The sequence below is a fragment of the Variovorax durovernensis genome (genome assembly GCF_977011995.1).
Map to the genome: position 1 here is coordinate 1991970 of NZ_CDRNCW010000001.1, position 15690 is coordinate 2007659.

Annotated in this window: 14 protein-coding genes; all 14 read right to left on the reverse strand. The window is 69.4% G+C overall.

The genetic code is table 11. From position 1 onward, the window contains the following. From tssK to tssE, 14 genes are read right to left on the reverse strand one after another with little or no spacing between them, the layout of a single operon-like run. Positions 1-1329, reverse strand: coding sequence for a type VI secretion system baseplate subunit TssK (gene tssK, locus ACWV14_RS09450; RefSeq protein ID WP_454907200.1), 1329 nt, complete (start codon positions 1327-1329; stop codon positions 1-3). Between the two features lie 20 nt (positions 1330-1349). Next, positions 1350-1823 carry a hypothetical protein gene (locus ACWV14_RS09455; protein ID WP_422085668.1) on the reverse strand — a complete coding sequence of 158 codons (474 nt, stop codon included), beginning with the start codon at positions 1821-1823 and terminating at the stop codon, positions 1350-1352. After that, a complete protein-coding gene (locus ACWV14_RS09460) occupies positions 1820-3289 on the reverse strand; it encodes a dicarboxylate/amino acid:cation symporter (protein ID WP_454912707.1) in 1470 nt (489 codons plus the stop codon). The genes ACWV14_RS09455 and ACWV14_RS09460 overlap by 4 nt, the downstream gene beginning before the upstream one ends. After that, entirely contained in the window at positions 3277-4011 is a 735-nt protein-coding gene (locus tag ACWV14_RS09465) for an aspartate/glutamate racemase family protein (RefSeq protein WP_454907196.1), read from the reverse strand. The genes ACWV14_RS09460 and ACWV14_RS09465 overlap by 13 nt, the downstream gene beginning before the upstream one ends. Positions 4012-4024: 13 nt before the next feature. After that, on the reverse strand, positions 4025-5299 hold the full coding sequence (locus tag ACWV14_RS09470) for a dicarboxylate/amino acid:cation symporter (RefSeq protein WP_454907194.1): 1275 nt from the start codon (positions 5297-5299) through the stop codon (positions 4025-4027). Positions 5300-5325: 26 nt separating this feature from the next. Beyond that, the gene (locus tag ACWV14_RS09475) at positions 5326-6339 is read right to left on the reverse strand and encodes an ABC transporter substrate-binding protein (protein WP_454907192.1); all 1014 of its coding nucleotides are present in this window, start codon (positions 6337-6339) and stop codon (positions 5326-5328) included. Positions 6340-6356: 17 nt separating this feature from the next. After that, entirely contained in the window at positions 6357-6557 is a 201-nt protein-coding gene (locus ACWV14_RS09480; RefSeq protein ID WP_454907190.1) for a hypothetical protein, read from the reverse strand. Between the two features lie 51 nt (positions 6558-6608). Continuing rightward, positions 6609-6998 carry a DUF4280 domain-containing protein gene (locus ACWV14_RS09485; protein WP_454907188.1) on the reverse strand — a complete coding sequence of 130 codons (390 nt, stop codon included), beginning with the start codon at positions 6996-6998 and terminating at the stop codon, positions 6609-6611. Between the two features lie 3 nt (positions 6999-7001). Continuing rightward, a complete protein-coding gene (locus tag ACWV14_RS09490; RefSeq protein ID WP_454907186.1) occupies positions 7002-7721 on the reverse strand; it encodes a toxin-antitoxin system YwqK family antitoxin in 720 nt (239 codons plus the stop codon). Positions 7722-7726: 5 nt separating this feature from the next. Then, on the reverse strand, positions 7727-9673 hold the full coding sequence (locus ACWV14_RS09495) for a type VI secretion system Vgr family protein (protein WP_454907184.1): 1947 nt from the start codon (positions 9671-9673) through the stop codon (positions 7727-7729). A gap of 3 nt (positions 9674-9676) precedes the next feature. After that, positions 9677-12409, reverse strand: coding sequence for a type VI secretion system ATPase TssH (gene tssH / locus ACWV14_RS09500; protein ID WP_454907182.1), 2733 nt, complete (start codon positions 12407-12409; stop codon positions 9677-9679). Positions 12410-12423: 14 nt separating this feature from the next. Beyond that, on the reverse strand, positions 12424-13461 hold the full coding sequence (gene tssG, locus ACWV14_RS09505; protein WP_454907180.1) for a type VI secretion system baseplate subunit TssG: 1038 nt from the start codon (positions 13459-13461) through the stop codon (positions 12424-12426). Then, entirely contained in the window at positions 13425-15215 is a 1791-nt protein-coding gene (gene tssF / locus ACWV14_RS09510) for a type VI secretion system baseplate subunit TssF (protein WP_454907838.1), read from the reverse strand. Before tssF ends, tssG begins: the two co-directional genes overlap by 37 nt. Positions 15216-15225: 10 nt before the next feature. Then, the gene (tssE, locus tag ACWV14_RS09515; protein WP_422085679.1) at positions 15226-15684 is read right to left on the reverse strand and encodes a type VI secretion system baseplate subunit TssE; all 459 of its coding nucleotides are present in this window, start codon (positions 15682-15684) and stop codon (positions 15226-15228) included. Positions 15685-15690: the final 6 nt, after the last annotated feature.

Genomic DNA, 15690 nt, shown 5'->3' on the forward strand with positions numbered 1-15690 from the left:
TCAGTCCTTGATGAACAGCACGACTTCCTGCGGAGGCTGCGCGGTGGCGCCTTCGTTGGCATTGGCAATCACCAGCAGTTCGCCGGGCACGGTCAGCGCCGCGCTGGTCTGGATGGCATAGAGCAGGTAGCCCGAGCCGGGGCGCAGGCCCAGTTCGTCGGCCGACTCGATGGAGCGGCGCACCGCGCCCAGCACGCGGCGCTCGCGCAGCGACGGATAGGCCGACTGCGAGCCGACGATGGCGCTGTCCATCCAGGCCAGCAGGTCCTTGTCGGACTGGCCGCGCAGGCCGACCACGATGCGCGCACCCGACAGCCATTGCGGCTGCAGCGTGGTCTCGAAGGCGCCGTGGCGGAAATCGAACTTGTGCTCGCGGTACTCCTGGCTCACTTCGGACACCGCGTCGCGCAGCGCCAGCAGCAGCGGCTGGAACACGAGCGAAGGGTTCGCATGGTCGTAGTCCATCGGCACCGGCGGCAGTCCGCCGGGCCGCAGCAGGCTCAGCGAGGCCAGCAGCGCGCACAGCGACCAGTACATCGGCAGCGGATGCAGGTGCGGCGTGCGCAGCACCGCCTCGGCATGTGGCAGGCCCGACAGCAGGCTGCGCAGCCGGTCTTTCAGCTCGAGGTGCGCGAGCCTGTCGTCCACGCGCGAGGAAGGCACGGCCGTCTGCTTCGCCACGAAGGCGGCCTTGCCGCGCAACTGGCCCAGCAGGCCGGACGCCGCCGTCCACAGCGGGTTGTCGCGCGCCACTTCCAACAGCGGCGGCTGCGCGTCGCCGAGCTTCACCACCTCGTTGTCCTTGAAGACCTGGCCCAGCCGCAGGTGCACGTGCGTGCCGGGCGGCACAGCGCCCGCGCTCAGCGCCAGGCGCGGCAGCATGCGCGGAATGTTCGCGGGCTCGGCGTCGGACACGGCGTCTTCCACCGGCGCGCCGGCCACCGAGCGAAAGCGCACGGTCGCGGAGCGGTGCCGCGCGGGGGCGGTCACGGGCAGCGTGAGGTAGATGTCGAGCGGCTCGTTGGCCAACTGCTCCTGGTGCGGCGCGAGCGAAAGCTCGAGCACGCCGTGTTCGGCCTCGGCGGCCGAGTACTGCACGGCGGTGCCGTCCGGCAGGATGGCTTCGAGCGCGAGCACGCGCAGCATGCCGGCGGGCAGCAGGCCGTGGTCGAACACCAGCCGGCGCACGCCCCAGCTGAAGGGCGCTGCGGCCAGCGTCTGCCAGGCCACGAGGGAATCCATGCGCGCGGAGAACTGCTGGAAGTGCTGCGGCGACAGCAGCATGCCTTCATGCCACTCGACGCGGTCGGTGATGGGGACGGTGTTCACTGTTGAAAGGTCCGGGTTGCTCAACGCGTGGTCGACACGTCGAAGCTTTGGATGTCGAAGCGGGCGATGACGGCGCCCTTGAGGTCTTCCACCCGCACGCGGTTGGCGCCGGGCGTGGTGTAGTTCGCGAAGACGAGCACGGCCGCCACGCGCGGCGAGCCGATGGCGCTGGCAGGCACGCGAATCGTCTGGCCCGGCACCAGCTCCCAGGAGAGGTACGACAGGCTCTGCGGGAAGGTCTTCTGCAGGTCGGCGCGCGCGCCGAACCACTTGGCGGCGGTGAGTTCGGTGACGCGGGCGAGCATGGCTTCGTCCAGCACCATCACCACGTCGACCGCCACCGGGCTGTTCTGGTTGGCGTTGGGCGCGGCAGACAGCGTGAGCTCGCTCCAGTCCACGCGCGTGCCCTTGGGAAAGAGGCTGCCGCATGCGGCCAGCTGCGCGAGCAGCAGCGCGGCGGCGATCCATCTGAAAAGAGTCGAAGTCCGGTTCATCGCGAAATTCCAGGGTTCGCCGCGGCGGAAGTCGCGTACGCGGCGGAGGGCTGGACGGCCTGCCGCGCACCCACGGCAATGCCCATCAGCAAGATCAGCAGGGAAGCCAGCACGCTGCAGCCGGCCAGCAGATAGACGTTGCCGCGCGTGAGCACGAAGCGCAGCGGCTGCGCGGGCGCCGCGTGGGCGGCGGGCGCGGCCACGCGCTCAGACGGCAGGCCGGCCGACACGATGGCGATGAGCGCGCAGCTGGCCAGCAGCGTGAGCAGGTTGCGCGGGCCTTCGCAGATCAGGTCGATGGCCAGGAACAGCGCCAGTGCGGCCTCGATGGGCAACTGCAGCAGCGACAGGACGATGCCCGCGTAGCCCACGTTGGTCAGGCTGTTGTTGCCGGCCGAAGCAAAGGCCGCCACCGTGGCGCCGGTGCCGATCATTCCGATGTCGGCCGCGCTCAGCGTGCGGTCGTACAGATTGGCCACGAACAGCGCCAGCAGCACGTAGTAGAGCGCCGAGCCCGCGCGCAGGAACACCGAGGCGGTGGGCACCACCAGCTCCACGATGCCGCGGCTGAAGCCCAGGCGCGCGCTCATCGCCTCGATGGTGTGCGGAATGCTGGCGGTGGTGCTCGACGACACCAGGCTCACCAGCATCGGCGTCTTCAGGTGCTGCAGCACCTCGACCAGCGGCTGGTTGCCGCGCCGGTGGATCACCGCGATGGCGGCCATGCCCAGCAGCGCCACCAGCACCACGAAGTGCAGCAGGAAGCCGCTCATGGCGCGGATCGTTACTGCGTCGGTCTGCGAGAACACATGCGCCGACATGCCGAAGGTCACCACCGGCAGCAGGATGTTGGCGCGCGCGATGATGAGTTCGAGCGTGCGGTAGATGCCCTCGAACATGTGGTTGAGCGCGTTGTGCTGCGTGCGCGCCAGCGCCGCGAAGGCCAGGCCGAACAGCAGCGCGCACGACAGGATGCCCAGCGAGCGTCCCTCCACCAGCACTCGGAAGAAGTTGTCGGGCAGCAGCGTGGCGCGCGGGCGCTCCACCGGCGTGGCCTGCACGCCGCTGTCGTACAGCCGCATTTCCATGTCGCCGCCGTCGCCGGCCTTCTGCACCAGTTCGCCGAGGTGCTCGCGCAGGTCGGCGTCGAGATGCGCGCCAGGCGAGTTGACCCAGCCCAGCGCCAGGCCCGTGCCCGCGCAGCTTGCCACCAGCAGCAGCGCCAGGCCCGCGATCATCGCGATGCGCCGCCCCGGAAAGGGCAGCCCCATGGTCTGGCGCAGGCCGAAGAAGGTGGCCACCACCAGCAGCGGAATGGCCGCCATGCTCACGATCGACAGGTACACCTGCGCCGCCGTGTACGCCACGTCGCCCAGCGCGGGCGCGTAGATGCCCGCGACGCCGCCTGCCGCCATGCACAGCAGCAGGGCGAGCAGGCTGTGGGACATGCGCGTCAGGAAACCCATGTCGGCTTGTTCCATCCCTTGTCGAGCGCGAAGGCGACCGTGGCGCGGGCCAGCTCCAGCGAGCTGTCGATCAGCGTGAGGGCGCTGTGCTCGGCGGCATGCGCGGCATGGGCTGCGATGGGCAGCTCGGTGCAGCCCATGATCACAGCCGTGGCACCGGTGGCGGCCAGTGCTTGCAGCGCAAGCTCGAAGGCGGCCGCGCCGGCCTGCACGTCGCCGGCCTTCACGGCGCGGATGCAGGCGTCCACATGGTCCTGGCCGGTCGCGGCATCGGGCACGAGGAAGTCGATGCCGCGCTCGCGCAGCGCCTCCTGGTAGAAGCCCGAGGCCAGCGCGCCGCGCGTGGCGAGCACCGCCACCCGCACCGCCCGGCCGGCTGGCGTCGTGGCGATGGCGGCCACGCACGACTGCGCGATGTGGATCACCGGCGCCCGGCTGTGCGCCACCATCTGCGCATACCAGTGGTGCGACGAGTTGCAGGGAATCGCGACCACGCCCACGCCGATGCTGTTGAGCACGTCGATGCCCGCGAGCAGCGCGGCCAGCGGGTCGGGCCCGGTGCCCAAAATGGCGCTGGAGCGGTCGGGCACGTGCGGCAGGTTGGCCACGATCACCGGCAGGTGCTCCTGGTCGCGCGTGGCGGGCGTGAGCTGGATGATCTTTTCCATGAAGTCCACCGTGGCCGATGGACCCATGCCGCCGAGAACGCCGATGCGTGACATGAGCGCGTGTTCCCTAGATCTTCAACGGCCGTGGGCACACCACCGCCACGGCCGCGGTGTTGCCGATGACCAGCACCAGCGTGCGCAGCATGTCGCACACCGGGTCCACTGCCAAGAACAGGATGAACGCCGCCTCGAAGGGCAGGCCCAGGTAGGTGCAGGTCATGCCGATGAGCGACACCGTCACCAGCCCCGTCATGCCCGCCGAGGCAAAGCCCGCGAGCACCGACGAGGTGAGCACGATGCCGATTTCCACCGGAGACAGCGAGCGCCCGTAGATCTGCGCGATGAAGAGCGTGGCGCACACGTAGTACACGACCGGCCCGATGCGCAGCAGCGACACCGTGAGCGGCACCAGCAGCTCCACCCGCGAGCGCGCGAAGCCCAGCCGCGTGACCAGGCTCTCGATCATGATCGGCATGCAGGTGGCGCTGCTGCGCGTGGCCAGCGCCAGCGCGAAGGGGCCGCGAAGCGCATTGAGCGTCTGCCCCAGTGTGCCGTTGGAGCGCTTCCAGATGATCACCGCGGCCACCGCCAGCAGCAGCACCGACACCACCAGGAAGGCCACCACGAAGGCGCCCATCGCACGCAGCGGCTCTATGCCCGTCTTGCCCAGCTGCGCCGCGCTCATGCAGAACAGCACCACCGGCAGCGGAAAGCTCAGCCAGCGCATCAGCGTCTGGCAGGCGTGGTAGACCGTCTCCAGCGCCTGCGTCAGGCCGTCGGAGATGCGCGTGGGCACATGCCCCACCGCCAGGCCGAACAGCAGCGCGAACACCAGCGTCTTCAGCGTGTCGCCGTTGGCCAGCGCCGAGAAGATGTTGGCCGGCACCAGGCTCACCAGCAGGTCGGCGAAGCTGGCGGTCTTCTTCACTTCGTCGACGCCGCGCAGGTTCATGGCCGTGTCGCTGGCGCTCAGGTCGCCGCCGACGATCTGGCCGAAGGTCTGCATGGTGGTGCTCGGCAGGTTCTCGCCGGGGCGAAGAATCAGCAGCGTGGCCGCGCCGGCAATGGCCACGAAGGCCGAGAACGCCAGGAACACCAGCGCCACGCGGCCCAGCAGGCTGGCGGTGCCGCCGTCGCGGAACAGCCGCTGCAGGCTGAAGATCACGGCCGAGACCATGAAGGGCAGCGTGATCATCTTCAGCAGGTCGACGTAGATGTCGCCCACGAAGCCCAGCGTGGTTGCCAGCGCGGGTGCGAGCATGCCGAAGGCGACGCCGGCGCCCAGGCTGATGATCACGACCCAGGGGTTGAGGACGAAGGCGTAGAACTTGGAGGAATTCATGATGGGTGTGCGTGCGTTGCGGCGGCTCAGCGGTCGAGCGCCTGCAGCACTTTCTGGATGTCCAGCTTTTCGGTGCGCTGGGCGAGGAACTGGTTGACGTAGGCCAGCAGCGTGGTGTCGGTCACGGCCACGCCGATGCCCAGCGTGTCTTCCAGGTCCTTCAGCGTGACGGTGCGCAGCACCAGCGACACGGTGGGGTCGGCCTTGAGCACGCGCTTGACCTCGAACTCGTCGCGGTACGCGCTCACGATCTCGCCCTTGTGCAAAGCTGCGAGCACCTCGTTCCAGGTCGCGAATTCCTGAACCTTGGCGTGCGGGAAGTTGGTGCGCGCGTAGTCCGCGAAGGACGACTTCGCGATCACGCCGATGCTGCCGTCGAAGTTGCGGATGACCTCCGGAAGCGGCCGCCCGCGCGAGAGCTGCGCGAACTTCACGCGGTTCAGGATGAGCGAGTGGTTCAGCGTGAGATACGCGTCGCTGAAGGCGATGGTCTGCGTGCGCGCGAGCGTGCGAGAGAGCTTGCTGATGGCCAGGTCGGCCTGGCCGTTGGCCAGCAGGTCGACCACCGCGTTGAAGGTGCCGGCGTCGCGGTTGAAGCGCAGCTTGACGCCCAGCTCCTTGGCCAGCGACTGCGCCAGCCCCACTTCCAGCCCGGTCCACTGGCCGCTGTCGTCGAAGAAGAAGAACGGCGGCGTGTCGACCTTGAGCATGGCGACCACCAGTTCGCCGCGCATCACGATGCGCGCGATGTCGGGTGCCAGCAGCCGGCCGTCGGGCACGCGCACGAGGCCGTTGGTGAGCACCGGTGCAGGGGGCGCGGATGGCGCGTCGGCTGCGGGCGCCGCGGCGGCTGGCGCGGCGAGCGCCACCACCGGCGCTGCGGCGGCCGCAGCGGTGAGCACGCCCTGCGCCACGGGGCGCTCGCCCGCGGCACCGGCGGCGCTGCTCGCGCAGAGCCCGGCGAACGCCAGCAAGGCGGGAAGGGCAAGGCGCCGCAGCGCAACGTGCATGCCCATGAGTTGTCGTGTGTTGTTCGACATGCTTGGAATCACTTTGGTCATTGGGTGGGGGCGGCGGGAGCCGGCGCGGGCGAAGGCGAGGAAGAAGGCAGTGGCGCGGGCGCCGCGACGGCGGCAGCAGCGGGAGCGGAAGCGGGCGGAGGCGCCAGCAGCTTGCCGATCTCGATGCCCATCAGGAACAGGAGGACGCACAGCAGAACCAGGCAGGCTGCCGTGATGGCGACCATGCGGGAGCTCATCGTGAAAACGTATTGCGACATGGGGTGGGGCAGAGATAGGCGGTGACCGGTTCAGGGAACCATGGAAGTGAATTGCCCCGGCACGACGACCTGGATCACGCCGCCCCAGTTGCAGGCGAGCTTGGAGCTGTCCTGCAGGGCGGGCATGTTGCCCAGCAGCACCGTGGGCGAGCCCGGCGCCCACGGCGCGGCGGGCACCGGAATGCAGGGCATCGGCGTGAAGGCGCCGAGCGCGGCGGCCGTGGCGGCCGCCACCATCGGGTTCGCCATGCTGTTGCAGGTGCCGAAGGGCAGGATGTTGACGAAGGGCTTGTTGTCCATGATGGTGGCCGCTGGCACGCTGCTGGTGACCACGCCGGCCACCGGCAGCACGCAGAGGGAGGAAGGCGCGGCACCGAAGCTGCACTGCAGCGTGGCGCCCATGCACACATGCATTCCCATGGCTCAGCTCCCCCTCACGAGTTTTTCCAGGCTCTTCATGAAGCCCGGTGGCGCGGTGGTGGCCACCATCTCGCGGCCGGCGTCGTCGAAGCGGCGCGGGCTGCCCCAGGGCTTGCCCTGGCGGTAGGCGATTTCTTCCATCAGCTGGCCGTTGGGCCAGAAGCGCCGCAGCGGTCCGTGCAGCACGTTGGCCACGTAGGTGGACGACTGCGCCACGCCGCCGCCCGGCATGTAGTCGAGCACTTCGCCGTCGAGCAGGCCGGCGCGGTAGTTCTCGCGCCGCACCATGCGGCCTTCGTGGAAGTAGCGGGCCTCGCCGTCGAGCCGGCCGGCCACGTAGCGCAACCGCGCGGTGACGTCGCCCGACTCGGCATGGGACACGGCCTCGCCATGCAGCGCGCCGCGCACGTGCGTCTGCGTCTGCATCAGCTTGCCGCTGGGGTAGTAGCCGCGCGTCACGCCTTCGGCCACGCCGCCCACGCGCTGGGTTTCCTGCAGCAGCTGGCCGCGCTCGTCGAACAGGCGCATGGCGCCGTGCGGAAGGCCGGCCTGGTAGGCGGCATCCATTGCCGGCTTGCCCGGTGCCGAGAACACCTGCATCGGACCGTGCGGCACGTCGCCCAGGAAGGAAGCGCGCACCACCGTGCGGCCCGCATCGTCCAGGGCCTCGCGCACGACCGCATCGGGTGCGGATGGCAGAGACGAGGAAGAAGGAATGGCCATGGCGTTCAATTGATCTTCACCAGCCCGCCCTTGAGCGTGACCATGCCGCCGCCTTCGACGGCGTTCATGCCCGATGCCTTGCTGCTGATCGACGGCGCCTCGTTCGACAGCGAGGCCCCGCCCTTGGCCGACAGCGCCACGCCGGCTTCGGCCTTGAAGTTCACGCCCGCATTGGCGCCCAGGTCGGTGCCGGCCTTCAGGTCCAGCGTCTGGGCCGACTTGATCAGCAGCGTGCCCGTCACGTCGATCACCAGGTTGCCGGTGACCTTGAGCTCGTAGTTGCCCGTGACCGTCTGCGTGAAGTTGGCCTTGTTGTCGTGCGTCTCGTTGCCGGTGACTTCCAGTGCGCGCGTGCCCTTGACCGAGTGGGTCTCGTTGCCCGTGTCGACCTTGACGGTGCGATTGCCCTTGGTGACTGTGTGGAGCTCGTTGCCGGCCATCACCGTGGTGGTCAGGTCGTTCTCGATTTCCGCCAGCATGTCTTTCTGCGCATGCAGGTAGAACTGTTCGGAGTCCTTCTTGTCCTCGAAGCGCATCTCGTTGCCGGCTTCGCCGTTCTTGGTCGAGCGCGAGCGGATGGTGCTTTGCGTCGACATGCCCGGCAGGCTTACCGGCGTGGGATTCGTGCCGTTGTAGACGCTGCCCGAGACCAGCGGCCGGTCGGGGTCGCCGTCGACATAGCTCACGATCACCTCCTGCCCGATGCGCGGCAGGAAGAGGGCGCCCCAGCCCTTGCCGGCCCACATCTGCGAGACGCGGATCCAGCACGAACTCTTGTCGTCCTTCTTGCCCAGCTGGTCCCACGGAAACTGCACCTTGATGCGCCCGTGTTCGTCGGTCCAGATTTCTTCGCCGGGGGGGCCCACCACCTGCGCCGTGTGGTTGCCCGCCACCACCGGCCGCGGCGTGAGGCGCTGCGGGCGGAACGGCAGGTCGGGCGGCAGTGTCTCGAAGCTGTTGCTGTAGTGCTCGCGTTCGGCATGGTGCTGCACGCTGTACACCACGTGCTCCACGTTGAAGTCCGCGCGCGGATGCTCCTGCAGCGTGAAGGTGGTGCCCGGCGTCAGGTAGTGGCAACGGCTGTCGCCGCGGCCCGACTGGCTGCCGGCCTGGCGCGCTTCCAGGCGGATGCGCGCGCGCGCAGCGCCGGCGGCGGCCGCCACGCGCGAGGGGTATTCGTAGTCGAGGCCCTGCCCGGCCTTGCCGTCCTGCTGCACCCGCAGGCTGGTGTCGGGCGTGAGGAAGTCGTAGTCGTCCACCGCCTGGGACTTGGTGACCAGCCGGGCGTCGGACTCGAAGCGGGTCACTGTGTGGGTGTGGGCCAGGCCTTCCGCGCCGCTGCGCAGCAGGAGGGTGTCGGCGTGGGGGCAGGGCGCGTACGCCACCTTGCTGTCGGCCAGCACGAGCTTGTGCTCGCCGTCCGCGAAGGTGAAGAAATAGAAGATGCCTTCTTCCTCCATCAGGCGGGAGACGAAGTCGAAGGCCGTCTCGTCGTAGCGCACGCAATACTCGCGCTTGGCATAGGTGCCGCCTAGCTGCGAGCTGTAGGCCACGTTGAATTCGGTGAACACCTTCTCCATGATCTCCACCGTGCTCAGGTTCTGGTAGATCACGCGGTCGCGGCCCAGCGTGAGCAGCCACATGCGCGGCACGAGCTCGAGCGAGTAGGTCGCGAAATCTCCGTGGCTGCCCAGGTACGAGAAGCGCGAGACGATGCCGTTGAAGAAGCGCATTTCTTTCCCGGGCCGCTGCATCGCCACAGTGGCCGAGGTGCCGATCAGGTCGGCGCCCTGCAGCGTGCTCAAGGGCGAACGCATGGTGAGCGAGCAGGCGAACAGCCGCGACATCCCCTCGGTGGCCTGGAAGGTGTCGAGCAGCAGGTCGTCCGGCCCGAGCACGGTCTTCACCGTGAGGAACGCGGCGTGCTGGGTGAAGCCTTCGCGCATGTTCATCTGTCAGCTCAGCGTTGCCGGCTCGAAGCTGAAGGCGAAGGCGCCGCCGCCGTCCGCGCCCATGTGCACGGCGGTGAACGCAGCGGCCATCGAGATGCGTTCAAGCACCTGGCGCGACAGCTCGGGCAGCACCGCATGGGCCAGGATGTGGTCGATGTTGCGAGCGCCGCTGTCCACCTCGGTGCAGCGCGCGGTAATGGCGTCTTCCACCTGCGCGTCCCAGGTGAAGGCGGCGTGGTGGTTCAGCGCGAAGCGCCGTGCCAGCTTGCCGAGCTTGAGGTTCACGATCGAGCGGATCTGCTCGTCGCCCAGGTGGTGGTAGGGCACCAGCGCCAGCCGGCCGAGGAATGCGGGGCTGAACTGCTTGAGCAGCTCGGGGCGCAGCCGCTCCACCAGCTCCTCGGGGTCGGGCCTGCGGCCGCCTTGCGAAGCCTGCGTGATCACGTCCTGCGCGGCGTTGGAAGTCAGCAGGATCAGCGTGTTCTTGAAGTCGATCTGCACGCCTTCGCCGTCTTCCATGGTGCCCTTGTCGAACACCTGGAAGAACAGCTCCAGCACGTCGGGGTGGGCCTTCTCCATTTCGTCGAGCAGCACCACGCTGTAGGGGCGTCGGCGCACGGCCTCGGTCAGCACGCCGCCGCGCCCGTAGCCCACGTAGCCTGGCGGCGCGCCCTTGAGGCTGGAGACGGTGTGCGCCTCCTGGAACTCCGACATGTTCACGGTGATGACGTTGCGCTCGCCGCCGTACAGCAGGTCGGCCAGCGCGAAGGCGGTCTCTGTCTTGCCCACACCGCTGGGCCCCACCAGCATGAACACGCCCACGGGCTTGCCCGGGTCGTCGAGGTCGGCGCGGAAGGTGCGCACGCGCCGCGCGATGGCGTCGAGCGCATCGTCTTGTCCGACCACGCGCTCGGCCAGCTTTTCCTTCAGGTTGAGCACCGTGTGCAGCTCGTCGGTCATCATCTTGCCGACCGGAATGCCGGTCCAGCCGGAGATGACTTCGGCCACCATCACGCCGTCGACGCACACGGGCACCATGGGCTCGTCGCTCTGCAACGCTTCCAGGCCCTTTTCGAGGCGGCGCAGCGCGGCGGTGAGTAGCGCGGGGTCGTTCTCCTCGTCGGGCGGCGGCGCGTCGTCGCGCAGGCTGTCGGCGATCTTGCGGCGCAGCGCGACGATTTCCATCACCGCGTGCTTCTCTTCATCGACCTTGTCGGACAGGCGCTTGTGCTTCTGGCGCAGCGTGTCGAGCCGCGCGGTGAGCGTGGCGATGGCGTCCTGATGGTCTCCGCCGGTGGCGGCTTCGTGGCGCAGCACGCGCAGTTCGCTCTCGCCCGAGGCGATGTCGCGCGCGGCGGATTCGAGCTCGGCCGGCAGCCCGTTCTGCCCGATGGCCACGCGCGCGCAGGCGGTGTCGAGCACGCTGATGGCCTTGTCGGGCAGCTGGCGTCCGGTGATGTAGCGGTGCGAGAGCTTGACGGCCTCGCGCACCGCGTCGTCGACGATCTCCACGCCGTGGTGCTTCTCCAGTGTCTCGACCATGCCGCGCAGCATGTCGATGGCCACTTCCTCGCTCGGCTCCTCGACCTTCACCACCTGGAAGCGCCGTGCCAGCGCAGGGTCGCGCTCCACGTATTTCTTGTACTCGGCCCAGGTGGTGGCGGCGATGGTGCGCAGTTCGCCGCGCGCGAGCGCAGGCTTGAGCAGGTTGGCCGCGTCGCCCTGGCCTTCGGCGCCGCCCGCGCCGATGAGCTGGTGCGCCTCGTCGATGAACAGAATCACCGGCGTGGGCGAGGCCTTGACCTCTGCGATGACCGACTTGAGCCGGTTCTCGAACTCGCCTTTCACCCCCGCGCCGGCCTGCAGCAGCGCCAAGTCGAGCGAGCGCACCGACACCTGGCGCAGCGCGGGCGGCACGTCGCCCTGCACCACGCGCTGCGCGAAGCCTTCGACCACGGCCGTCTTGCCGACGCCGGCCTCGCCGGTGAGGATGGGGTTGTTCTGGCGGCGGCGCAGCAGCACGTCGATGATCTGGCGGATCTCGCCGTCGCGGCCGCGAATGGGGTCGATCGCGCCGTCGCGCGCAAGCTGCGTCATGTCGACCGTGTACTGGTCGAGCGAGGGCGTCGCCGAGTTGCCGCGTCGCGCGGTGGGCATCTGCAGCGGCGCCGCGCCCGCATCCGCGAGCGATGGCGCGGCCGGCTGGTTCGGTGCGAGCGCCGAAGCTGTCGGCGCGGCGTTCAATGCCGAGGCTGCCGCGTCTTCCGGCGAGGACTGCAGCAGGCCCGCGAGTTCGTCGCGCAGCGCGCCGCGCGGAATCTGCAGCAGCGCCGGCGCGGCGTCGACGAGGCGCCCGCGCAGGCGGTCCACCTCCAGCAGCGCCAGCATCAGCGTGCCCGAGCGGATGTGCTGCTGGCCCAGCAGCATCGAGCTCATGAGCCAGGCTTCCTGGAACAGCGGCGCGAAGTCGGGCGCCAGGCTGGGCGTGCGGCCGTTGCCGCGCTTGAAGGTGTCGAGCGATTTCTGCAGCTGGGCCTGCACGGTGTCGGGCCGGATGCCGAAGCGGCCGAACACCAGCCGCAGGTCGGGCGCGTCGTTGTCCACCAGCTTCAGCAGCAGGTGTTCGAGGTCGACGTTGTAGTGCGTCTGCTGCACGCACAGCTCGGCCGCCTGTTCCATGGCGCGCTTGCATTCCGGGTTGAGCCGGCCGAGCAGGGTGCGGATGTCGATGTCCATGAGGAATATGAGGCTCAGGCGCCGGGCGCGTCGCCGGCGTCGCTGGTCAGGGTGTGTTGAACGGGGGGCAGCGCGCCCCGGAAAGAAGGGCTGGCAACCCACGAGGTCCAGCCCAGCCGCATCGGGTTCGCGGCGCCGAGCACGCTGCTGCGCGATTCGGCGGGCGCGAGTTGCAGCTCCATCTCTACCTTCAGGTCCTGCGGGATGAAGCGGCGCACCAGCCATTTGGCGAGCGCATGGTCGGCGCCCCGGGGCAGCAGGTCGCGCAGGCGCTGCTGGCTCAGGTTGCTGAAGGTGAGGCGAATGCCGGCGCCCTGGTCCCACACGCGCTTGCCGAGCACCGTGCCGCCGCCCAGCGGCGTGCGCATGTCCAGCCGCGCCGATGCATCGGGCTCCAGCGCCAGCCAGCGGCCGCGGAACTGCGTGCCCTGCACCTGCACGCCGAGGCGATCGCGCAGCAGCGCCAGCAGCGCGGTCATGCCGCGCGGCGCGCCGCCCAGCAGGCCGGCATGGCGCAGCCACAGGGCCGAGCCGTCGGGCGCGCGCACGCCGGAGCGCAGGCCGAGCGCGCTGGCGGCATCCAGCGTGGACGCCAGCGTCGAGCCGGAGGGCGACTGCGGATTGAGCGCCACATGGTGCTTGCGGCGACTGCGGTACAGGAAGGCCAGGAAGCGGTGGTTGAAGATGTCGAGAAAGTCGGCCGTCGCATGGTCGCGCCGCTGCCGGCGCTCCAGCAGCATCTCGGTGACGGGCATCGGCAGCGGGCCGCCGCTGCCGCCCAGCGAGAGCGCGGGCGTGGTGAGCGAGAAGGGCTCGCCGGTCGGCGCGTCGGTGTCGACCTCGCGCACGTCGCTGGCCTCGAAGGCCAGCGTGACGAAGGCATGCAGCCGCACTGCCTCGCGTTCGCGCGGGCCCTGCGAGCGGCCCACGGGCACTGCGTCGGGCGCGGCGCGCTCGAGCAGGCTGATGGCCTGGAACAGGTTGAAGTCCTGCGGGCGGGCGCTGAGTTCTTCGATCACAGCACGACCTGCCGGCCCGTCATCGGCGCCCATTGCTTGCGCACCTCGTCGCCGTCGCGCACCACGAGGCGCACGAAGGAGTTCATCGAGGTGTACATGGCGAAGAACCGCGCGAGCACGGCCGACATCATGAGAGGGGAGCCGCCGACGAAGGCGTCGTCCTCGAATTCGAGCGTGACTTGCGTGCCGCGGCAGTAGCCGCGCCAGGCCTCGGTGCCCACGTGGGCGGTGACGCCGCGCGCCGAGAGCCCGGCAATGCCGAGAATCTGGGCGTGGTCGCGCCGGCTGTCGGAGGCGAACAGCGAAAGCATTTCGCGCAGCTGCTTGCGGCCGGTGGAGCCGTCCACCAGCGACTGGTGGTTGAGCGTGAGCAGCGACACCAGCCGCCACAGCGTCTCGCTGCCCAGCGGCGGGTCGCGCTGCGCGGTGGGCTCGTACAGGCAGCGCACGCTGGTGGGCTGCGACGGTCCTTCGGCCACCAGCCGCGCGCCCACCGGCACCTGCTCGGCCAGCCGGCGGTTGGTGCACAGCAGGTGCGCGTAGACCACGGGCTGCGCGGGCCGGCTGTGCGTCTTGCCCTGGTCGACGAAAGACAGGAAGACGTCGGTGCCGGGAATGTTCTGGCGCAGGCAGGGCTCGCGCCGCGCGGCCCAGAACACGGCGCCCTGCGCGCCGTCCACATGGCCGAGCGCGGCGAAGCCCGGCACGTTCACCGGCTTGTCTGCGTCCGGGTCGGAGGCGATCACCGAGATGATGGAATGCACCTCGGTGGTCGCGTCGCGCTGGCGGTCGGGCACCAGCATGTATTCGTAGTGGCGCTGGTCCATCACCAGCGGTTCGCTCACGCGCGGGAACAGGTTGACGATGGGCGTGCAGCCGAGCTGGAAGTTCTCGGCGTCCAGATGCCGCAGCGCGCGCGTGGGCCGGTCGAGCTGGAACACGAGGTCGCAGCGCTGCCCGCGGCCCAGGCGCGAGCGCAGGTGATGCAGGTCGAAGAAATGGAACTTGCGCGGAAACGCGAAGTACTCCTGCAGCAGGCCGTAGGCGGGCTGCGCGTTGGAGGGCTGCGGCAGCACCTCTTCGCCTTCGGCGAAGCCGACCTCGCGCCAGGCGTCGGGCGGCAGCATCCGCAGCGCGCCGCCTTCGGGCATCACGCCGACCGACTTCACGCCCGACACCAGCGCGTCGTACAGCGGCATGGTGAGCATCCAGTCGCCCTGCAGGTGGATGCGCAGGTTGTCGATCTCGAGTTCGGAGAAGTCGGTGCCGGCCTCGCATTCGAGCGTGAGGCGCAGCACGGCGTCGGTGTCGATGGCGGCATGCACGATGCGCAGCGGCCACAGCACGGTGTCCCAGGCGGTGCGGAAGCGGCATTCGCGCGATTGCGGGGCCTGGCCCGGCGCGTGCGAAGAGTGCGCATGCGCGGTGCGCGCATGCAGCATGGTGTGGCGCGGCACGGGAAAGCCGGACGTCACCTTGCCCTGTGCCGGGTCGAGCGCGAACTGCGCCACCGACATCGAGGGCAGCGGCTGCACCAGCGACGGACAGAGGTTGTCGAGCAGCGCATAGGCGACGTCGGGAAATTCCTGGTCGAGGTCGCGGTGCACGCGCGCGGAAAGAAAGGCGACCGATTCGATCAGCCGCTCGGTATGCGGGTCCAGCGATTCGCCGCCGTGCAGCGAGAGCCGGGAGGCGACCTTGGGGTAGCGCTGGGCGAAGTCCGCCCCCTGTCCCCGCAAATAGGACAGTTCGCGCTTGTAGTACTGCAGCAGGTCGCTGTGCTGGATGTCGGACACGTCAGGCGACTTTCATCAGGCTGTCCGGCGTGCCGAGCAGCATTTCGAAGTCGACGCGGCGCAGCGCGAGCCCGGCGCGCGCCTGCGCACCGATGCGCACCCGCGCGACTTCATGCCGGTTGGGCGTGGCGCTCAGCTGCACGCTCACGTCAGACAGGCGCGGCTCGTAGCGCTGCACCGCCTGGCGCAGCACGGCGGCCAGCTGCTGCAGGTCGGCGGCGTTCTGCGCGCTGAGCGAGGAGAAATCGGGAATGCCGTACTCCAGCACCGTGCCGCTGCCCTGCGCGTAGTCGGCAACCGACAGTGGCGAGCGCGTGTTGAACAGCTGGCGCAGCTCACGGCCGATGGAGTCCTGCACGGACTCCATCGTCTCCAGATGAACACCATGGGCGTGCTCGGGCAGCGCCGACGCCAGCCGGTCGAACAGGGGCAGGACGCCCCCTTTGACAAGTTCGGACACGGTGGG